17 protein-coding genes are annotated in these 21,414 nt (G+C 58.4%); 5 read left to right on the forward strand and 12 right to left on the reverse strand.

The window, feature by feature from the left end:
• Positions 1-281: 281 nt before the first annotated feature.
• The 4 genes from rlmN to ACOYA6_RS12390 form a co-directional block, all read right to left on the reverse strand.
• Complete coding sequence (rlmN, locus tag ACOYA6_RS12375) at positions 282-1,448, reverse strand: dual-specificity RNA methyltransferase RlmN (protein WP_422654770.1); 1,167 nt, start codon at positions 1,446-1,448, stop codon at positions 282-284.
• A 169-nt stretch (positions 1,449-1,617) separates the two neighbouring features.
• Positions 1,618-2,049: a nucleoside-diphosphate kinase gene (ndk, locus tag ACOYA6_RS12380; RefSeq protein WP_039029721.1), complete on the reverse strand. Its 432-nt coding sequence runs from the start codon at positions 2,047-2,049 to the stop codon at positions 1,618-1,620.
• Between the two features lie 155 nt (positions 2,050-2,204).
• Entirely contained in the window at positions 2,205-4,544 is a 2,340-nt protein-coding gene (gene pbpC, locus ACOYA6_RS12385) for a peptidoglycan glycosyltransferase PbpC (protein ID WP_422654771.1), read from the reverse strand.
• A complete protein-coding gene (locus ACOYA6_RS12390) occupies positions 4,531-9,489 on the reverse strand; it encodes an alpha-2-macroglobulin family protein (RefSeq protein WP_422654772.1) in 4,959 nt (1,652 codons plus the stop codon). The genes pbpC and ACOYA6_RS12390 overlap by 14 nt, the downstream gene beginning before the upstream one ends.
• A gap of 284 nt (positions 9,490-9,773) precedes the next feature.
• On the opposite strand from ACOYA6_RS12390, the gene ACOYA6_RS12395 reads away from it, so the two are divergent.
• From ACOYA6_RS12395 to ACOYA6_RS12415, 5 genes are all read left to right on the forward strand, one after another.
• Positions 9,774-11,318, forward strand: coding sequence for a PTS transporter subunit EIIC (locus tag ACOYA6_RS12395; RefSeq protein ID WP_422654773.1), 1,545 nt, complete (start codon positions 9,774-9,776; stop codon positions 11,316-11,318).
• Between the two features lie 11 nt (positions 11,319-11,329).
• Entirely contained in the window at positions 11,330-12,697 is a 1,368-nt protein-coding gene (locus tag ACOYA6_RS12400) for a 6-phospho-alpha-glucosidase (protein ID WP_422654774.1), read from the forward strand.
• A 781-nt stretch (positions 12,698-13,478) separates the two neighbouring features.
• Entirely contained in the window at positions 13,479-13,745 is a 267-nt protein-coding gene (locus ACOYA6_RS12405; RefSeq protein ID WP_422654775.1) for an E492 group microcin, read from the forward strand.
• Between the two features lie 92 nt (positions 13,746-13,837).
• Positions 13,838-14,680 carry a 3-mercaptopyruvate sulfurtransferase gene (gene sseA, locus ACOYA6_RS12410; RefSeq protein ID WP_422654776.1) on the forward strand — a complete coding sequence of 281 codons (843 nt, stop codon included), beginning with the start codon at positions 13,838-13,840 and terminating at the stop codon, positions 14,678-14,680.
• Between the two features lie 2 nt (positions 14,681-14,682).
• Positions 14,683-15,453, forward strand: a complete 771-nt coding sequence (locus ACOYA6_RS12415; RefSeq protein ID WP_223073652.1) for a MurR/RpiR family transcriptional regulator — start codon at positions 14,683-14,685, stop codon at positions 15,451-15,453.
• A 19-nt stretch (positions 15,454-15,472) separates the two neighbouring features.
• Here ACOYA6_RS12415 and sseB read toward each other — a convergent pair whose 3' ends face one another.
• The 8 genes from sseB to iscU all read right to left on the reverse strand — a co-directional run bounded on the left by sseB (position 15,473) and on the right by iscU (position 21,413).
• Complete coding sequence (gene sseB, locus ACOYA6_RS12420) at positions 15,473-16,249, reverse strand: enhanced serine sensitivity protein SseB (RefSeq protein WP_139563364.1); 777 nt, start codon at positions 16,247-16,249, stop codon at positions 15,473-15,475.
• A gap of 95 nt (positions 16,250-16,344) precedes the next feature.
• The gene (gene pepB, locus ACOYA6_RS12425) at positions 16,345-17,631 is read right to left on the reverse strand and encodes an aminopeptidase PepB (RefSeq protein ID WP_422654777.1); all 1,287 of its coding nucleotides are present in this window, start codon (positions 17,629-17,631) and stop codon (positions 16,345-16,347) included.
• Positions 17,632-17,690: 59 nt separating this feature from the next.
• Complete coding sequence (gene iscX, locus ACOYA6_RS12430) at positions 17,691-17,891, reverse strand: Fe-S cluster assembly protein IscX (RefSeq protein ID WP_032613119.1); 201 nt, start codon at positions 17,889-17,891, stop codon at positions 17,691-17,693.
• Between the two features lies 1 nt (position 17,892).
• Positions 17,893-18,228, reverse strand: coding sequence for an ISC system 2Fe-2S type ferredoxin (gene fdx, locus ACOYA6_RS12435; RefSeq protein ID WP_039029728.1), 336 nt, complete (start codon positions 18,226-18,228; stop codon positions 17,893-17,895).
• Between the two features lies 1 nt (position 18,229).
• A complete protein-coding gene (gene hscA, locus ACOYA6_RS12440; RefSeq protein WP_223073650.1) occupies positions 18,230-20,080 on the reverse strand; it encodes a Fe-S protein assembly chaperone HscA in 1,851 nt (616 codons plus the stop codon).
• 14 nt (positions 20,081-20,094) lie between these two features.
• On the reverse strand, positions 20,095-20,610 hold the full coding sequence (hscB, locus tag ACOYA6_RS12445; RefSeq protein WP_039029730.1) for a co-chaperone HscB: 516 nt from the start codon (positions 20,608-20,610) through the stop codon (positions 20,095-20,097).
• Between the two features lie 77 nt (positions 20,611-20,687).
• Positions 20,688-21,011 (reverse strand): iron-sulfur cluster assembly protein IscA, encoded by a 324-nt coding sequence (iscA, locus tag ACOYA6_RS12450; protein ID WP_039029731.1) that lies wholly within the window; start codon positions 21,009-21,011, stop codon positions 20,688-20,690.
• Between the two features lie 15 nt (positions 21,012-21,026).
• Positions 21,027-21,413, reverse strand: coding sequence for a Fe-S cluster assembly scaffold IscU (gene iscU, locus ACOYA6_RS12455; RefSeq protein ID WP_032613127.1), 387 nt, complete (start codon positions 21,411-21,413; stop codon positions 21,027-21,029).
• Position 21,414: the final 1 nt, after the last annotated feature.

Raw genomic sequence — 21,414 nt, forward strand, 5'->3', positions numbered from 1 at the left:
AATGGTACGTGAAAATTGAGGATCCTGGCGCCGGTGAGTCACAATGCCACCCGCACCGCGAAACTTCTGGTCAGTTAACCTTAGTAAGACTGCACAACCCTGTCAGGTTTTCGTTGACAGAAGCGGCTTGTCAGTGAGGCTAAACTGTTGTTGCGTCGTTACATACTGCCTTAAAGTCATATAAAACGCACCGTAATTATTACCCATAAACCGGCGCAATGACTGTTTATTCGCATCCGTAGCCGCCACGGCGCAATTAACGCGCCGTGACTGCATAATAATTACACGGACTTGATGGCGATGGGCTCGCCCTGCATACGTTTACGCAGCGTACGCTTGGTACGGTCGATAACGTCACCGGCCAGCTGACCGCAGGCGGCATCGATATCATCACCGCGGGTTTTACGCACGATAGTGGTAAAGCCATACTCCATCAGAACCTTGGAGAAACGGTCGATACGGCTGTTTGAGCTACGGCCATACGGCGCGCCCGGGAACGGGTTCCATGGGATCAGGTTGATCTTGCACGGCGTGTCTTTCAGCAGTGCCGCCAGCTCGTGAGCGTGCTCGGTCCCGTCGTTGACGTGATCCAGCATGACGTACTCAATGGTGACGCGTCCCTGGTTGGCGTTGGACTTCGAAATGTAGCCGCGAACCGAGTTCAGGAAGGTCTCAATGTTGTACTTCTTGTTGATTGGCACGATCTCATCGCGAATGGTGTCGTTTGGCGCGTGCAGCGAAATAGCCAGCGCAACGTCAATCATATCGCCGAGTTTATCCAGCGCGGGCACAACGCCTGAAGTGGAGAGCGTAACGCGACGTTTGGACAGGCCAAAACCGAAGTCGTCGAGCATGATTTCCATCGCCGGAACCACATTAGTCAGGTTCAGCAGCGGCTCGCCCATCCCCATCATCACCACGTTGGTAATAGGACGGGTGCCGGTGACTTTTGCCGCACCGACGATTTTCGCCGCGCGCCACACCTGGCCGATAATCTCAGACACGCGCAGGTTACGGTTAAAGCCCTGCTGCGCCGTGGAGCAGAATTTACACTCCAGCGCACAACCCACCTGGGAGGAGACGCACAGGGTAGCGCGATCGTCTTCCGGGATATAAACCGTCTCAACGCGCTGATCGCCAACCGCAATCGCCCACTTGATGGTGCCATCAGCTGAACGCTGCTCTTCCACCACTTCCGGCGCGCGGATTTCGGCCACGTCTTTCAGCTTGTTGCGCAGTACTTTATTGATGTCAGTCATGTCATCAAAATTGTCGCTGCAATAGTGGTACATCCATTTCATGACCTGGTCGGCACGAAACGGCTTCTCGCCCATCTCTTTGAAGAACTCGCGCATCTGCTGACGGTTCAGGTCCAGCAGGTTGATTTTTCCATTTTTATTGGGAACCGCAGGAATGGCGACTTCGGAGGTGTTAACTAATTCAGACATAATATTTTCCGGCCTCGTTGTTACACGTTATGGCCCGTGGAGGGTTGAAAAGAAACGCCCCGGAAAGCGGTCTGCTCGTCCGGGGCGTTGCATTGTACAAAGTCTGGTGCAGGGATGCCACGTTTGCACGCGGCATTTACGAAAATAATGTGTAAACGAAACCGTTAAATTAACGGGTACGTGGACACACTTCGCCTTCTGCGAAGAAGTAGGCGATTTCACGTTTAGCAGATTCTACGGAGTCGGAACCGTGGGTGCCGTTCTCGGTGAAGCTGTCAGCGTAATCTGCGCGCAGGGTACCTGCCAGCGCGTTGTCCGGGTTAGTTGCACCCAGCAGATCGCGGTGACGCTGAACGGCATTTTCGCCTTCCAGTACGGAAACCACGATTGGGCCAGAGGTCATGAACTCAACCAGGCCGTCGAAGAATGGGCGACCTTCGTGCTCAGCATAGAAACCGCGAGCCTGCTCAACGGTCAGATGCAGCATTTTGGTACCAACAATTTTGAACCCTGCCGCTTCAAAGCGCGCAAAGATGCTGCCAATAACGTTTTTTGCCACCGCGTTTGGCTTGATGATGGAAAAAGTACGTTCAATAGCCATGATTACCTCTGTGATTTGTTCTGTTGTTTTGCATTCATGCGAAATATATGGCGCGGATTATAATGAGCATTGGCGCCATTGCCTATGGATGCATGTAACATTTTTTTAAAATAAGACGAGTTTTAACAACAGATCCTTGCCGAAACGCGTTTTTTTCATTGCAGGGTGAAATCCACGGTCGCCACCTGCCCCGCCTCATCCATCACCAGTAGTTGATAATCCCCTGCCTTTTCAAGACGCAGCGTATACACCCGTCCCTGGACATTCAGCGGTTCGCCGTTGAGAAACCACCAGCGCGGTCCGTCGCTGCCGCTGACCTGCAGAGGCAGCGAGACCTGCAACTCGCCCGGAAGACGTTTAATCACCGCCCCCTGACGAATGCCAGAGAGCAGCAGCGGCGCCGGGAAGGCCTGGTTCAGCGGTGGGCAGGCCGTTGACGCAGGCGGAATGCGCGACGAGCGCCGCTCCGCCTGGGGCAGCCAGGGCTCCAGCGGCAGCGGCCAGACGTCCACGCTTTTTTCCTGCGCCTGCGGGCAGTCCGCCGCTACCCGTTTACCGCTGCTATCCAGCCAGACCGGGAAGCGAATGCCGCGGATACCCTCCTGCTCCGGCAGCAGCAGCGTCGGCGGCTGGCTTCCTTCAAGCAGCCACGTCGCGAGCCGACGGCGGCAGTTGCTGTCCCCCTCCGGCAGCGACTGCCCGCCCGGCCAGCAGATCACCCCGCGACTCACCGATTCAGGGCGCGGATCGCGCGGCAGACGCGCCTCATCCAGCGCCGATCGCGACTGCAGCAGATTGTTGACCTGATTCAACACCGGCACGGCGCTGGCAAAGCCAAACTGCCCGGCCACCGGGGTGCCGTCCGGCCTGCCGGTCCAGATGCCAATCACGTAGCGCGCGTTCACCCCTATCGCCCATGCGTCACGATAGCCGTAGCTGGTGCCGGTTTTTACCGCCAGCGGCACCACCTGCGCAAGGGCGCTGTCCGGCAGCGGCTGCGCCTCGTTCGCCAGAATGCGCCGGATGATCCACGCGGACCCCGGCGACAATAAGGGCCGTTCGAGCAGCGGATCTGCTGGCTGTAAACGCAGTTTCCCTGCACGACCCTGCCGGGCAAAGGCGCTGTACGCTGCGGCAATGTCCTCCAGACGCGCCCCGGCGCCCCCCAGGATCAGGGAGAGGTTCGGCTGAGCGCCAGCAGGCAGAAGAAGCGGTAATCCGACGTTACGCAGCATCCCGGCAAACTTTTTCGGCCCGTAAGCCTCCAGCACCTGAACGGCGGGCAGGTTCAGGGATCGCACCAGCGCCTCGCTCATGCTGATCGGACCGTGAAAGCCGCTGTCAAAGTTACCCGGACGGTAATCACCGGTGCGTCGCGGCACATCCTGCAGCAGCGAGGCCGGGTGGATCAGCCCGTCATCCATCGCCAGGCCATAGACAAACGGCTTCAGCACCGATCCCGGGGATCGGATCGCGCTGACCATATCCACATGGCTGAAACGGCTGTCGTCGTTGATGTCCACCGATCCTACCCAGCCGCGCACCTTCATATCGGTATGATCCACGACGATCATCGCCAGCGAACTGCGGGGTGGCAGGCGGGACTTCCAGTTCAGGGCCAGCTCTTCCAGCTGGCGCTGCAGCGTGGCATCCAGAGTAGTCACCACTTTGCTGTCCCGGCTTTTGCCCAGCATCATGCGCGAGAACAGCGGCGCAAGCTGCGGCATCTGCCGGGGAGCCAGCCAGACGGGTTCTTCCTGCGACTCTTTAACCTGACGCGCAGACCAGACGCCCTGAGAGGCCATGCGGTTGAGGACTTTATTGCGCGCCGCCTCGGCACGCTGCGGCCAGCGGTCCGGGCGTAAACGGCTCGGCGCCTGCGGCAATACGGCAAGCAGCGCGGCTTCGGAGTAACTCAACTGCGCAGGGGATTTTCCCAGATAGGCCCAGCTTGCGGCCCCCACGCCCTGCAGGGTGCCGCCAAACGGGGCGCGATTGAGGTAGAGCGTCAGGATGTCACGTTTAGAGAGGTGCCATTCCAGCTGGAACGCCCGCCAGAGCTGGCGGACTTTACCGCCCAGCGTGCGGGAGTGAGGATCCAGCAGACGGGCCACCTGCATGGTCAGCGTACTGCCGCCCGAGATCACCTTTCCGGCAATGAGATCCTGCCAGGCAGCGCGCAGTACCGAGAAAGGATTGACGCCCGGATGATCCCAGAACCAGCGATCTTCATACTGGATCAGCGCCTCAAGATAGCGCGGAGAAACCTCTTCGATGGTGACCGGATAACGCCAGATCCCGTCGCGATCGGCAAAGCGCCACAGCGGGATGCCTTTTTCGTCCACCACCACGCGAGCCGGGTTGACCTCATGTAACGGCAGCGGCCACAGGCGATCGGCGGCAACAACGCTGCCCCAGAGCAGAAGAAGCGCCCCCGCCAGCCACAGCCAGCGGGAGCGTAACAGAGCGCGAACCCGCACGTTACGGAACGACAATCAGCGGGCCGCTGGCCGCACCCGTTGCCCGCCACTGCGGTACGTACATCGATTCCACCATCGGCACAGGCACCGCGTAGGTTCCCGGCGTAACGGCGCGCGCCAGATAGACCAGCGTCACCGGCTGGCCTTCATTGACCGGTACGGCGGCGACAAAGCGGTCGTCGCGGAACTCCATATGCTGGATATCGGCCTGCTGCATCTGGCTGAGCAGGTTTTGTACCTCACTGCCGCTCTCCTGCAGGCTGGCGCTGCTGCTGGCGAGGTTCTGGTTTTCCAGCTCCAGCCCTGCAGGCAGCAGATCCACCACCAGCGCATCCGGCACGCTCTGGGTGGCAGTGACGTTCAGCCAGACCAGCACCAGCTCGCCGCTTTTCAGGGAGGAGAGCGACTTGCTGCTGCCATCGGTTGCCAGGATCTGGCGCTCAATTTTCAGCACGTTCGAGGCAGGCTGTGGGGCGTACTGCGGATAGCCGCTGCTGTCCAGACGCAACCACAGCGGCGCGGTACCGGTGTTAGTCACCTGCAGCGCCGCCAATTGGTCGGCATTGAGGTTTTGCACCTGCGGTTTATCGCCCTGAATGCTGCCTTCCTTGAGCGACGAGGTGGCCTGCCAGGCTCCGGAGAGCGTCTGCAGGGAACGTCCCGCCAGGAAGAGGGAATTACTCTCCTGGGTCGAGAGCCAGCGCTGGCTGAAAGCCTGCTGGGAAAGCACGTTCAGCAGCGCGTTCTGGGCATCCGGCAACAGTTTGTACTCTTCCAGCAGGCTGAGCATCATCGCGTTGTCGCGAAGCGGGCTGCCGTAATCGGCCAGCCAGTTTTGCATCTCGCTGCGCGGCGTTTTGATGGCCAGATCCAGCGCCTGCTGGCTGCGCGGCGCATCGCCCATCAGCTTCAGCGCCATCCCCAGCTGCATCAGCGGCAGGCCTGATTTGGCCTGGGCATGACGCTCCCAGATTTCGCGCAGCGCGCCCAGCGGGGCTTTCTGCTGGCGTGCCAGCACCAGCGCGGCATAAGCCTGAACGGCGAACTTACTGCCCTGGGTATCTTCGCTGTAACGAATCGCCATCATGCCCGGATCCTGCAGGTAGCGCAGCAGGCGGTTGTTGGCATTGGTGATGGCATCAGCCGGTACGCTGTAACCCTGCTCCCCTGCCCGCACCAGGAAATCGGTGACGTAGGCAGTGAGCCAGTACTCTTCCGGGCCATTTTTATCCCACAGGGCAAAACCGCCATCGTCGCGCTGCATCTGCAGCAGGCGGGAGATGCCGATCTCAATGGCCGCCCGACGCTTGTCGTCACTGTCGCCCTTGATGCCCAACGCATTCAACTGGGCGGCATTGGTATAGAGGGACGGGAACAGGCCGCTGGTGGTCTGTTCCAGACAGCCATACGGATAGGCCTGCAGCTCGCGGATGTAACGGGCCAGGTTAAGCGGCGGCTTGCCGCTGAGCATAAGCTGTCCCTGTAGCGTCAGCGGGGAGAAATTAGCGAGCTGTTCGGTCGGTACATGCCAGCTTTCACCCGGATTAAGCATCGTGCCGGTATTCACCGTCTGCGCCGGGAACGCCGGGCGCACGCCGATTTTCCAGCTCTTCTGCTGCGGGGCAAAGGTTTCGCCTGGAAGCATCAGCCCGCTTACCTGGGCGGCGATTTCGCCCTCGCCGTAGCCGTCCAGCGCCCGCACCGGAATAAACAGCGTATAGCGTTCACCCGCGCCCAGCTGGATCGGCTGCGGCTGGGCACCTTCCAGCGTCAGGTTACCGCCCGCGGTCAGGGCTACGTTCAGGGTCTGCGGACGATCGGTGAGGTTGGTCAGATCCAGCGTCAGCCTTGCGTTATCGCCGCTGGCAAGGAAGCGCGGCGTGTTCAGATCGGTGATAACCGGCGCGGCGACGATGATTTTGTTCTCGCTGCTGCCGAAATCGTCATCGGTCCAGGCCTGGGCCATCAGACGCAGCTCGCCGTTAAAGTCGCCAATCGGTAACGAGACGGTGCCCTCCCCGTTGGCATCCAGCTCTACCGGCTGCGCCTGCTGGGCGATAATGGTGACATGGTTAACCGGCGGTTTGCCGCCACGCTTAAGTTCATCGCCATCGCCGCCAAAGCGCAGCGACGCCAGACGGCCCTGGCCCTCAATCACCTGGCCGTAGATATCGTAGATGTCCGCGCCATAGCGCTTCTGACCAAAGAAGGCCTGCCACGGATCGGGAGTAACGTAATCGGTAATGTTCAGCACACCGCTGTCCACCGCCGAGACCAGTACGTTGACTTTTTGCGGAGCCGCACCCTCCTTAACGCTGGCTTTTACTTTCACCGCCAGCGTCTGGTTTGGGCGCATTTTTGGCGGGTTTTCCAGGGCGATGCTCAGGCGACGACTTTCGTCGCCCATCGGCAGGTGCAGCAAGCCTACCGAACGTTTTGGCGTGGCTGATTTGGATTTATCGCCAGGACGGACCACCAGCGTGGAGAGGTACAGATCGTGGCGTTTCCAGGCTTTATCCACCGGGATCGTCATATCCAGCCCCTCGGCAGGCACGTCGATCTCTTTCCACCACAGCGGCCCTTCGCTGGATTCGATCATCGCGTAGCCTTTACCAGCCGCCGGTGCGGCAATGTGCAGCTTAATAGTGTCCCCAGGCTGATAGGCCGGTTTATCCAGCTTCATGGTGACGCGGTCCGGACGCGCCGCGCCGGAGCCGTCGCTGTTGTCCTGCCAGCTGTAACCTGCCCAAAAGCGAACGCTGCTGACCGCGTCGTCCGGGGCTTTTACCTCCAGACGATAGGAGCCCCACTCCACCGGGAAGCTCACTTTTCCGGTTTCGTCCGCGGCCAGATCCAGCGCCTGCTCGCCTTCAATCAGATCTTTTTGATCAAACTGGGACTGCCAGCCCTCGCTTTCCGACCAGTTCCACGAGTAGTCCCGACGCTCGCGGATCAGGCGAACCTGCAGGCCGGAGACCGCTTTTTTCGCTCCGCTGGCATCGGCATAGACGATATCGAACCCGGCCTGGCTGTTCTCCTCAACAATCGGCTGGTTGACGGTGGTGTCGGTGCGGTAGTCATAGACCGCTTTGCTGGCGAACTGCGGACGGATGCCCGGCAGGGTTGCCGCTGGCCAGACCGCCTGCTCCGCTCTGCGGGTCACCGGACGTCCGCCGGACTCCAGCAGGCTGGCCTGCAAAATTACCTGCAGCGGAGAGTGCGTCTCTTTCCACTGGCTTTCGCTGGTCACCTGCCCGCGCCCCTCCTCATTGAGGGTGAGCTGCACTTCATCCAGGCTACGGCTCAGGTTCTCTTCGGCGATGTCGCCAAACTGGAAGCCCGGCAGTGCGGCCACGGCCTCACGCAGCGGACGCAAGAACATCTGCCCCTGCAGGCTGTTGCCGTTGGCAGGGGCGCCGTACAGGTAATACCCCGTCACGTCGAAGGCGATGTCATCCTGCGGCGCGACTGGCGCTTTTTGCCCGGCGATATTCAGCGCCATGCGTTCCGGCATAAAGTCTTCGACGTGGAAATCCCACATCCGCTGCTGGTTATCGCCGGTGCTGGCGCGCACGTGCCACATTCCGGTCTGCGCCCCGCTATCCAGTTGATAGTTAAAACGATACAGGCCGTTTTCCGGCTGGCTGACCACCGTGCGGGCCACCTGGCCGTCCGGGCGCAGCACCTCCAGCTTCACGGGCTGGTCGGGCAGCGGCTTGCCGTCGCTGTCGCGCAGCAGGCCGTTAAGGATCAGCGTTTCGCCCGGGCGGTAGAGATCGCGCGGACCAAACATAAAGAACTGTTTACTGAAGCCCGGCGCGCCGGAGATGGCAAACTCCGCCAGATCCAGCGCCGGGAGCGTTAAATCCAGCATCGTGGTCTGCCCGTCTTTACGGGCGAGGAGCAGCGCCGCCTCTTTATCGGTCTGCAGCGTCGCGTGGCCGTCGGCGTCGCTGGTGGCCTGGGCCAGCGTCTGCCCTTTATCGTTCAGCAGCTGTACCTCAATGGCCGATTGCGCCGCGCCATTCTCCAGGCTCTGGGTAAAGATATCCAGCCGGTTATGGTAGCGGTGCGCGGAAAGGCCAATATCGCTGAGGGTAAAGAGCGTGGCGGCGTTGCTGTAGTTATAGTGCCCGGCCTGATTCATCACCGCGATGTAGACCCCCGCCTGCTGTAACGGCTTGATGTCCGCCAGCGGCAGGAGCAGTTTCTCGCGCGTGTTGCGCGCCGGATTCAGGTCGAAGCGGCCGGTATAGACCAGCTCGGCCATCTTCAGCAGATTGTCGGATTCCCAGTTGGTGAGCGAGCTGCGGTACTCCCACTGGCTGACGAAGGCGGCCAGCGATTCCGGTTTGATCCGGTAGAAATTCACATCGACGTTATTGACGTTCAGCGCCATCACCGGCAGCCCTTCGACAACTTTACCCGGCAGCAGCGAGCCGCGGCTGGCAAAACCTACGCTCGGCTCTATATCGCGGGTGGTAATGGTTTTTTCGATGTCGCTGCCGAGGGTGGCTTTATTCAGCCCGAGCAGCGCACTTTCGACGGTGACCACCAGGTTACGATTTGGCTCCAGGTGACGCAGGCGCAGCTCTTTCAGGTTAGGCGCCAGCTCCCATGCGCCGTCGACCTTGCCGCTTTTTTTATCGACCACGTGAACCGCGCGGGCGAAGTCCTGGGCGGGATCGAGGGGAACGGAGAAGGTCAGCACTAGGGCGGCGGCATCGTCCAGCTGAACTTCAGACGCATCCAACAGGGTCAGTGCTTTGCCCTGACTTTGTGTCGCCAGTTTTTCCAGCGTGGCGCTGTCAGGTTTTGCCGGTACAGCCGGTTGCGTGGTGGAAGCAGCCGCCGCGGCGGGGGCCTGTGGTTTGGGCATATCGTCGCTGTTGTCACAGCCGATAAGCGCAAGTGAAGTGAGCAGCGCTAATGAAAGTGCAGCGAAGCGAAACGGTTTCATCCTTTATCCCTGGCCTCGCGGGCCTGTTGGTCGACGTCGGGTTAATTATTATCCGCAAGTTTCATTAATACAAAAGCATTGATTCCAATTCTGGATAACGCCTCGCAAAGTCGTGATTCGCGAAAAAATCCGGCTGTTATGGCGATCACAGCGCGTAACGTTACATGTAACCTTTCACGTCATTTGTTTTTAAAACAATAAGATAGCTGGATAAACAAGCGTTTACCCTGCTAGTTTTATTATCAGACGCACCCTGAGTGCGCGGTTCAATAAGAGAGAATGTTATGAAACGAGCCGTGAACGCCCTACAAAATTTCGGAAAATCATTATACGGTCCGGTACTCATCCTGCCGATTGTCGGTCTGTTTATCGCCTTTGGGAATGTGCTGGGTAACGGCGCTCTTGCCGGATATCTGCCATTCCTCGGCCATCCGCTGATCCAGAGCATCGGCCAGCTGATCGCCAAATCCGCCGTCTCGGTGCTGGTTAACCTGGCGCTGGTGTTCGCCGTGGGGATCCCCATTGGTCTGGCGACCCGTGACAAGGGTTACGCGGCGCTGATTGGCCTGGTGACATTCGTGGTGTTTATCAACGCCATGAACGTCACGCTGCAGCTGCAGGGCGCGCTGGCACCCGCGGACCAGATGAAAGCCGCCGGGCAGAGCATGGTGCTGGGGGTGCAGGTACTGGAGATGGGCGTGTTCGCCGGGATCCTCACCGGTGCGCTGTCGGGTTACCTCTATAACAAATACTCCGGCGTGCAGTTTAACGGCGCGATGGCCATCTACTCCGGTCACTGCTTTGTCGCCATCATCATGCTGCCGGTCTCGATGCTGCTGGGCGTGGTGATGAGCGAGCTGTGGCCGTTCGCCCAGGACGGTATCAGCGCTGCGGCTTTAGCCATCAAAGGGGCCGGGCCGTTTGGCGTCGCGGTTTACGGCTTCCTGGAGCGCATCCTGGTGCCAACCGGCCTGCATCATCTGGTCTATACCCCGTTCCTCTATACCGAACTGGGCGGGACCCAGGAGGTGTGCGGCGCCACCTATCAGGGCGCGCGTAACATCTACTTTGCCGAGATGGCCTGCCCTGAAGTGAAGCAGCTCAGCAGCACCGTCGTCTGGGATGCCCGTGGGATTAGTAAAATGTTTGGCCTGCCTGCCGCCGCGCTGGCGATGTATGTCACCGCGAAACCGGAGCGTAAAGCCGCAGCGAAAGCCATTCTGATCCCGGCGGCGCTGACCTCGTTCCTGGTGGGCGTTACCGAGCCGATTGAGTTCTCTTTCCTGTTCGTCGCCCCGCTGCTGTTCGTGGTGCATGCGGTGTTGACCGGGATTGGCATGATGCTCTTCTACCTGCTCGGCGTTCACGCCATCGGCGCTAACGGCATTATCGATTTCGTTCTCTACAACCTGCCGCTGGGTACGGAGAAGTCCAACTGGCCGATGTACATCCTGGTCGGGCTGATCATGTTCACCCTCTACTTCGTTATCTTCCGCTTCCTGATCCTGCATTTCCGTATGAAGACGCCGGGGCGCGAGGAAGAAGATCAGGAGACGCGTCTGTACAGCAAGCAGGAGTATCAGGCGAAAGGCAGCAACGACGGCTTAGGCGAGGCGATCATCGTTGGCCTCGGCGGGCGCGACAATATTGATGTGGTGGATAACTGCTACACCCGTCTGCGCGTCACGGTTAAGGATGTCGCCATCATCGACGAGCCACGGCTCAAGGCGACAGGCGCGAAAGGCGTCATCAAGCAAGGCAATAACGTTCAGGTGGTCTACGGGCTGCATGTCAAAAAAATGCGAGAAGCGGTCGAGACGATTCTCTGAAGGAGACAACTATGTTTACACCCCCATTTATTCTCTCTATCGCCGGTGGCGGCAGCACCTACACGCCAGGGATTGTGAAAAGCCTGATGGTGCGACTGGAAGATTTCCCGCTGGCGGAAATTCGCCTCTACGACATCGATGCCGGGCGGCAGGACACCATCGCCCCGGTGGTGGAGAAGGTGATCCGCGATCACAGCCAGAGCATCAAATTTACCGTCACCAGCGACCCGGAAGTGGCTTTCAGCGGGGCCCATTTCGTCTTCGCCCAGATGCGTGTCGGCCAGTATAAAATGCGCGAGCAGGATGAGAAGATCCCCCTGCGTCACGGCGTGGTCGGCCAGGAGACCTGCGGCCCGGGCGGGCTGGCGTATGGCTTACGCACTATTTTGCCGATGGTTGAGCTGATCGACATGGTCGAGCGCTACGCCCACGAAAAAGCGTGGATCGTGAACTACTCCAACCCGGCGGCCATCGTCGCAGAAGGGGTGCGCCGCCTGCGTCCGGACGCCCGGGTGCTGAACATCTGCGATATGCCGGTTGCGGCAATGCGTAATATGGGGGCCATTCTCGGCGTGGATCGCCACAAGCTGGAGGTGGATTACTTCGGCCTGAACCACTTCGGCTGGTTTACCCGCGTGCTGGTGGATGGCGAGGACAAACTGCCGGAGCTGCGTCGCCATATCGCTAAATTTGGCCTGCTGACGGAAGACGCGGCCAAAACCGACCCGCAGCACTCGGATCCGTCATGGGTGAAAACCTGGCGCAACATCAAGCCGATTATGGATAACTTCCCGGAGTATCTGCCGAACCCGTATCTGCAGTACTACCTGATGCCAAACCAGATCGTGGAACATCAGAACCCGGACTATACCCGCGCCAACGAAGTGATGAACGGTCGCGAGAAAAAGCTGTTTGCCGCCGCTGAAGAGTATAAGCGTACCGGGATCCTGCCGGACGCCTTCCACGTGGGCGTCCACGGCGAGTTCATCGTTGAGGTGGCCCGTTCGCTGGCGTTTAACCTGCGCCAGCGCCATCTGGTGATGGTGGAAAACCAGGGGGCAATCGTCAACCTGCCGTACGACGCGGTGGTGGAAGTGCCGGCCTATATCACCAGCGAAGGCCCGGAACCGATCCGCATCGGCCAGGTGCCGCTGTTCCATCAGACCCTGCTGCAACAGCAGCTGGCATCGGAACAGCTGCTGGTGGAAGCCACCATCGAAGGCAGCTACGAAAAAGCGTTGCAGGCGTTCACCCTGAACCGCACCGTGCCGACCATGGAACACGCCAAAGCGATTCTGGATGAGATGATTGAGGCTAACCGTGAATACTGGCCTGCGCTGCAGCAAGCGTGGCAGGATGGGGAAGCGGTGAAAAAATAAGGTGCTGCTGAGGAGACAGTAACTTTTTATTTTATTCATCATTTAATGGCACGTAAGCATTAAATTATTCATTCAATGCCGCACAGGTTTTTAAACTATGTGCGGTATTTTTACATCATAACGCAATAATAACCCCCTCTTCAAACCTCACAGTCTATCGTTCCCAATCCGTTCAGATTAATGTTACGCTTCATTAATAATCCATCTAGGTTATATTTCAAAAGATTAACATAAATACAATTGATATCATTGAGGTGTATTTAGTGGCTCCTTCATAAAGATAATAAATCCACTCCACAATAAGACCTCTTGACCACACACAGAAAAACACACAAACATCAATGAATTACATTATTTTTATTTTATCTAAAAACGTCTAATGAAGTGCAAGAGGAAAATTATCCTAAAAAAACATAGACTATTGAACGCGAATGCTATTTATTATCACTCGCTGTTGATTGTAATTCTTATAAGAAAACATGCTCAATACTGTCAGGGAGACTGGAATGTCATTCTATGAATTTGCATATATGCCTGTATTTTATTCATTAATGTCTTGCTGCATTTCTTTCATTTTTAAAAAGAAAGTAAGGTCAATGAAATATGACATCGTAACTGTGTTCATTACATGTGCAGTAATTTGCTTTACATATCCGTTTGTAAATTACTGGTTTGGTAATGAATACCATTTCTTCGACAACTTTGTTCTGTATTGTTTTCTGTCAACAGTTATATCAATTGCGACAATCCTCGCTGTTTACTTCATATACAGGAAATTAAAATGAGAAAATTGAATTCAAAGGAAATGAAATTAATGGGTGGTGCTGGCGATCCTCTCACAGACCAAAATTCTCAGTTAATACGGCAAATAATGATTGGAGCCGGTTGGGGCATGATGTGGGGTGTGCCTATGGGATTTCCCGGTATGGCTGCAGGCGCAATAACTGCGACGACTCAAACCGTTTTGCAGGGAGCTATGTCAAGGATGCCAGTCAACGTTCCCATTCCCAGAGTTCCGATGGGTCCAACCTGGAATGGCAGTAAATAACAGGGCCTTGCTCGCGAGTTGAACGTGGTTCACTTGTCGGTGTCAGAAAAAACACCGACAATCCATTAATGGATTCATTTATGGAGGCAACCATGTCCACCTCATATTTTGTCGCAGCCGAGTGGCTGATTGAGCACAGTGATGACCCTGAAGTCCAGATCCTTGACGCGCGTATGGCGCCGCCAGGCCAGGAACATCGTGACGTATCCGCGGAATACCGCGCCGGGCATCTGCCGGGGGCGGTATTTTTTGATATAGAAGCCCTCTCCGATCATACCTCTCCCCTGCCGCACATGATGCCGCGCCCGGAAGCCTTTGCGGTGGCCATGCGCGAGCTGGGCGTCAGCCACGACAAGCACCTGGTGATTTACGACGAAGGAAATCTCTTCTCCGCACCGCGTGCCTGGTGGATGCTGAAAACCTTTGGCGTGGAGAAAGTGTCGATTCTGGCGGGTGGCCTTGCGGGCTGGCAACGGGCCGAGTTACCGCTCCAGCAGGGCGATGTCTCCCTGCCGGACGGCGATTTTGAAGCCACCTTCGATGCCGGGGCCATCAAGCGTGTCACCGACGTACTGCTGGCCAGCCACGAAAAGACCGCGCAAATTGTTGATGCCCGCCCTGCCCCACGTTTTAACGCCGAGGCTGACGAACCGCGTCCGGGCCTGAAGCGCGGCCATATCCCCGGCGCGTATAACGTGCCCTGGGGCGAGCTGGTGTTTGAGGGCGAGCTGAAAACTACCGACGAGCTGCGCGAGATTTTCGCCCGTCAGGGGGTGGATCTGCATCAGCCGATCGTTGCCAGCTGCGGCTCCGGCGTGACCGCCTGCGTGGTGATTCTGGCCCTGGCCACCCTCGGCAAAACCGACGTCACGCTCTATGACGGTGCGTGGAGTGAATGGGGCGCCCGGGACGATCTGCCGGTTGAACCGGCGTAATAATGGATAACCGACTGGCGACACTGCTATCGCGCGGGGAGTCACTGACCCGCGCAGAGTATCGCGTGCTGGCCCATCTGACCGAGCATCCGCTGCTGGTGGGCCACATCACGGTGCGGGAGCTGGCGCAGGCGACCTTTGTCTCCACCGCCACCATTATGCGCCTGTGCCGCAAGCTGGGGTTCAGCGGTTTTAGCGAGTTCACTTGGCACTGCAAGCAGCTGCTGAGCGATACCCCGCACATCACCGCCGAAACCCGCCAGCCTGCGGAACTGCCCGCGCTGTTTAGTCAGTTTATCGCCAACTATCAGCAAACCTTTCAGTGGGCGACGGCGGAAAAGCGCCGCCACTTTGCCGAGCTGCTGCGGGAAAAAGAGAGCTTTTTTCTCTACGGCGCGGGCTTCTCCTATCTTTTCGCCGAGTACCTGACCAAGAAGCTGCAGGTGCTGGGCAAGACGGCGTTTATCTCCGGCCCCGGCGACAGCCGCAATATCTTCCTCAGCAATGCTTCGCGCTATCAGGTGTTCATCGCGGTTTCGCGCAGCGGTGAGACGGAACAGGTGCTGGATAAGGCGCGGATCGCGCAGAACGTGGGGATGACGGTGGTAGCCTTTACCCGCGCGTCGGCGAATACCCTGGCGGGGATGGCGGATCTGCATTTTGCGCTGTACGACGAAGCGGTGCATTTCGCCGCCGAAGCCGCAGGGGTGACGTCGTTTGAGTCGAATCTGGTGCTGCTGATGGATTTACTGCTGCTGGAAGCAACGGGGTGAGCGTTCACCCCGTACGGGTTCAGATAATGCGGTTGTTTTTGAAATCGCGCAGGAAACCACCCCAGCGGCGTTCATAGAACGGGGTGATGTGCTCGGTGATGAAGTGGCTGATGCCCTTCTCCCCTTTCACTACCCGGCAGATATCGATCGGCTCGTCCCCCGGCAGGGTGTCGGTCGCCACGCTGCCCGTAGCCTGAATGATCTCTTCAATCTCGCCATCCGCCTCAATACCAATCAGCAGGATCGGCTGTTCGTCGGCCTGCTCTTTGATGGAGCAGAGAAACGCCCGTTTCACCGGTTTGAGGGTCTGGAAAAGCTGGGTCAGGGAGTCAATCATCTGCGCCGGTGGCTCGGCCACTTCAGACAGCAGCAGCGATTCACCGCCCTCCAGCACCTCCTGAGTGCTGAGCGGGTTGCCCTCGTCGCCAATCAGATGGCTGATTTCGCGCGGGGTGAACTCTTTCCCGGTCGGCAGTTTGGCGTTGAGAAACAGGGTTTCGCCCAGCGTCATCTCAAACAGGGTGCGCACCGGCATCACCACGAACGCCTGCTCATCCTCAACGGCTTGCTGTAAGGCTTCAAGGGAGGAGAAGAACGGGATCACCGAGGTGCCGTCATCTTTTTCCCAGTGCAGCAGATCCAGCGCGCTGTCCTCAACAACCTGCTCGCCTTCCGCCGCCGTACCGGGCACCCAGACGGTGGACTCCAGCAGGGTGCGGAAGAATGCCGGACGATGGGCGGGCTCGGTGGCCGCTTTCTCCAGCAGGGTTTCTAATTCGTTTTTGGTTTCTGACATAAACTCACTACTTGTAAATCGCCCGGCGGCGCTGCGCTTGCACGGGCCTACGGGTCTTGTAGGCCGGGTAAGCGCAGCGCCACCCGGCAAGACCATTACTTTGCGGTTAGCAGGTTCGCAATGGTACGCACACCCAGACCGGTAGCGCCTGCGGACCACTGCTCAACCGCGGCTTTACGGTAGGTTGCGGAGCAGTCGATGTGCAGCCAGCCTTCGCGGTAGTTCTCAACGAAGTGCGACAGGAAACCGGCGGCGGTGCTCGCCCCTGCCGGGTAGGCCGCGCTGGCGGTGTTGTTCAGCTCGGCAAAGTTCGACGGCAGCTGGCTGCGGTGGAACTCGGCCAGCGGCAGACGCCAGAAAGGTTCGTTCTCGGCGGCGGCGCTCGCCAGCAGGCGGTTTGCCAGCTTATCGTCGAAGCTGAACAGCGCGTGGTAGTCGTTACCCAGCGCGGTTTTCGCCGCCCCGGTCAGGGTTGCCATGTCGATGATCAGCTCTGGTTTCTGTGCAGAGGCATCGATCAGGCCATCCGCCAGCACCAGACGGCCTTCGGCGTCGGTGTTCATCACTTCGACGTTCTTGCCGTTGCGGTAGCGAATGATGTCGCCGAGCTTAAAGGCGTTACCGCTGACCATGTTGTCCGCGCAGCACAGGTAAAGCTTCACGCGTTTGTTCAGGCCGCGGGTGATAGCAAATGCCAGCGCCCCGGTGATGGTAGCTGCGCCGCCCATGTCCGACTTCATGGAGTCCATGAATGCGCTCTGCTTCAGGCTGTAGCCACCGGTGTCAAAGGTGATGCCCTTCCCGACCAGGCAGGCGAACACAGGGGCCGTTTTATCACCGGTTGGGTTGTAGTCCAGCGCCAGCAGCACAGGAGGACGCTCAGAGCCACGGCCCACGGTGTGGATGCCCATGTAGTTCTGCTCGCGCAGATCTTCGCCCTTGGTGATGCGGTAAGACATGTTGTCGCCCGCCACGCCGCACAGCAGATCCACCGCGCGCTGCGCCAGCTGCTCCGGACCCAGCTCTTCCGCCGGGGCGTTGATAGTATCGCGCACCCAGTCGATAATCTTCAGGCGGCTTTCCAGCTCGCGCTTACCCGCTTCATCGAGGTTTGCCCACTCGATTTTACGGCTGCCTTTCGGCCCTTTGTAGCCCGCCCAGAAGGCCCAGCTGCGATCGGTGTCCCAGCCTTCGCCTTCCAGTAACACGTGTTTGATGCCCAGACCGTCAATTTTGCGCGCCGCGCGCTGGATCAAACCGGTATCGTCGCTGCCGTTCAGGTGCAGGGTAATGCCGTCGTTATTTATGCTGTAAGTGGCTTTTTCACCCCAGCGCGCATCGGCAGGCTGAGTAGAGAGCGTAATCTTCATCGCTTCGGTCATTTTATTTTTCCTTATTAGCAACAAGCAAACGGGCCGCCTGAAGGCAGCCCGTTACGTTTTTATTCTGCTTCGTCCAGCCAGACTAACAGAATCGCCTCCAGAATTTTTTCATTGGATGCGTTGGGATCGTCGTCAAACTCTTCCAGATCGCAAATCCACTGATGCATATCGGTGAAGCGTACGGTCTTCGGATCGAGATCCGGGTTGGCGTCGTACAACGCCTCGCCGATTTCACGGCTGTCTGTCCACTTCAGTCCCATATTAATGCTCGCGTGCGTGGTTAAGCGTATAACGCGGAAGTTCGACCACCAGATCTTCATCGGTGACGCGTGCCTGACAGCTCAAGCGGCTTTCCGGCTCCAGACCCCATGCTTTATCCAGCATGTCGTCTTCATCTTCCGTGCTCTCCGCCAGGGAGTCAAAGCCCTCGCGGACGATGCAGTGACAGGTTGTGCAGGCACAGGATTTTTCACAGGCGTGTTCCACTTCAATACCGTTACGCAGGGCAACGTTAAGGATGGTTTCGCCGGTCTCAGCTTCCAGAACTGCGCCATCCGGACAGAGGTCCGCATGTGGCAGAAAAACAATCTTTGGCATATTAAACCTCGTCCACGGAGTGGCCTTTCAGCGCGGTACGGACAGACTGGTCCATACGGCGAGCGGCGAACTCCTGGGTTTGTTTATCAACGTTTTTAATCGCTTGTTCTATGGCGTCAGCATCATCGCCTTCGGCTACCGCAATCAGTTGTGCGACGGCGTCGTCAATGGCCTGACGTTCAGCGGCGCTTAGCAGCGCGGCGTCAGCAGTGAGTGCGCTGTTCAGGCTTTCCAGCACGCGTGCGGCTTCGACTTTCTGCTCGGCCAGCATACGCGCCGAGACATCCTGCGCAGCAAAACTCATTGAGTCCTGAATCATGGTGGCGATTTCACCATCGGTCAGACCGTAGGACGGTTTCACCTGAATGGAGGATTCGACACCGGTCGATTTTTCCATCGCCGTGACGCTCAGCAGGCCGTCCGCGTCCACCTGGAAGGTCACGCGGATATGCGCCCCGCCCGCAGGCAGCGCCGGAATGCCGCGCAGCGCGAAGCGCGCCAGCGAGCGGCAGTCCTGAACCAGCTCGCGCTCGCCCTGCAGCACGTGGATGGACATCGCGGTCTGGCCGTCCTTAAAGGTGGTGAACTCCTGCGCGCGCGCCACCGGAATGGTGGTGTTACGCGGGATCACTTTCTCCACCAGGCCGCCCATGGTTTCTAAACCAAGCGACAGCGGGATGACGTCCAGCAGCAGCATTTCGCTGTCCGGCTTGTTGCCGACCAGGATATCGGCCTGGATAGCGGCACCAATGGCAACCACTTTATCCGGGTCGATGGAGGTTAATGGCGTGCGGCCAAAGAACTCGCCCACGCGCTCACGCACCAGCGGAACGCGGGTTGAACCGCCCACCATCACCACGTCCTGCACCTCTTCTGCCTCAACGCCCGCATCTTTCAGCGCGCGGCGGCAGGCCAGCAGGGTGCGTTTCACCAGCGGGGCAATCAGTTCATTGAACTGCTCGCGGCTGATGTCGCCTTTCCAGCCCGCCACCTCAACGGTGACCGAGGTGGCATCGCTGAGGGCGATTTTGGCGGCAGTGGCGGCATCCAGCAACTGACGTTGCAGGCGCGCATCACTGCGATCGACGATCCCCGCCCGCTCACAGAGGTGATCCGCCAGCAGGTGGTCGAAGTCGTCGCCGCCGAGGGCAGAATCGCCGCCGGTAGCCAGCACTTCAAACACCCCGCGGCTCAGGCGCAGGATCGAAATATCAAAGGTCCCGCCGCCAAGGTCGAAGACCGCGATTACCCCTTCCTGACCGGAGTCGAGGCCGTAGGCAATCGCCGCAGCGGTCGGTTCGTTGAGCAGGCGCAGCACGTGCAGGCCTGCCAGACGCGCGGCGTCTTTGGTGCCCTGACGCTGGGCGTCATCGAAATAGGCCGGAACGGTGATCACCACGCCGTCGAGTTCGCCTTCCAGCGTCGCGGTCGCGCGAGCGGCCAGCGCCTTGAGGATATCGGCAGAAACGCGGATCGGGTTCAACAGACCGGCACGGGTGGCGATCATCGGCAGACCGTTTTCACTGGCCTGCAGCTGATACGGCAGATGCGGGTAACGGCTCTGGATATCCGCCAGCGAGCGGCCCATCATCCGTTTTACCGAGCTGATGGTGTTGGCTGGATCCTGAGCAGCGTTGGTGCGGGCATCATAGCCCACGCTGTGGCCCTGGGACTGATAGTGGACCACAGAAGGCAGCAGGTGCTGACCCTGCGCATCCGCCAGCGTTTCAGCCTGGCCGCTGCGCACGGTCGCCACCAGCGAGTTGGTGGTGCCTAAGTCGATACCTACCGCCAGACGACGCTGGTGCGGTGCGGCACTTAAGCCCGGCTCACTAATTTGTAATAAGGCCATAATCGCTTCCGAAATTAAAAATCGAGCAGCTTTTCTTCGAGTTGTTCAGCGCTGCTTCGCAGTTTATCGAGAAAACGCAGCTTGCGTACACTGTCCGCCGCCACGTCCCACGTCTCGTTATTCAGTTGGTCAACCATCTGCTGATGGCGGGTATCGAACATCCCTTTTACGCGCTTGATAAAGCGCTCAAGACGGGCTTCGTCTTTGGCTTGTTCGATCTCATCCAGCTCTTCGCGAAGCTCCAGCTGTTCCATCAGGAACGCGGTGTCGCGGACGGTGTGTTGCTCACTGGAGAGGTCAAACCCGTGACGCGAAAGCAGATATTCTGCCCGGCTCAGCGGGTTGCGCAGGGTTTGCCACGCCTGATTGATGGTCGCAGAGTGCTGCACCGCCGCCAGTTGTTCCGCCTGCGTGCCGCTGGCGAATTTATCCGGGTGATACTGACGTTGCAGATCCTGGAAACGGGCCGCCAGCGCCTGAGTATCAATTTCATACCCGGCTGGTAACCCAAAGAGGGTGAAGTAATCCATAACAATCTCAGGGTTAGCTGATTAAAGCAAACCCCACACACAGCCTGGCTGCGGTGGGGTTAACAGGTGATGCGCAATTATACGTGGAAGCTTTCGCCGCAGCCGCACTCGTCTTTCACGTTCGGGTTAGTAAACTTAAACCCTTCGTTGAGGCCTTCTTTTACAAAGTCCAGCTGAGTGCCGTTCAGAAACTGCAGGCTTTTACCATCGACCACTACCTTCACGCCTTTGTCTTCGAACACGGTGTCTTCCGCCGCAGGTTCGTCAACAAATTCCAGTACATACGCCATACCGGAACAGCCGGAGGTGCGTACACCCAGTCGCAGGCCAAAGCCTTTGCCACGGTTTGCCAGAAAGGAGCTTACTCGCGCGGCAGCGCTGTCGCTAAGGGTAATCGACATAACAACCTCAACTAATTATTTTGCGTCACGTTTGCTTTTGTAATCCGCGATTGCGGCTTTGATCGCATCTTCCGCCAGGATAGAGCAGTGAATTTTTACCGGCGGCAGTTCGAGCTCATCAGCAATATCGGTATTTTTAATCGCCTGCGCTTCGTCCAGAGACTTGCCCTTCACCCACTCGGTGACCAGGGAGCTGGACGCGATTGCGGAACCGCAACCGTAAGTCTTGAAGCGCGCGTCTTCAATGATACCTTCATTGTTGACTTTAATCTGCAACTTCATCACGTCGCCACAGGCTGGTGCACCCACCATGCCGCTGCCCACGCTGTCGTCGCTGTTGTCGAAAGAACCTACGTTACGTGGATTCTCGTAATGATCGATAACTTTTTCGCTGTATGCCATG

It is taken from the genome of Leclercia barmai, assembly GCF_049312895.1.
In the GTDB taxonomy this organism is placed as follows: domain Bacteria; phylum Pseudomonadota; class Gammaproteobacteria; order Enterobacterales; family Enterobacteriaceae; genus Enterobacter; species Enterobacter barmai.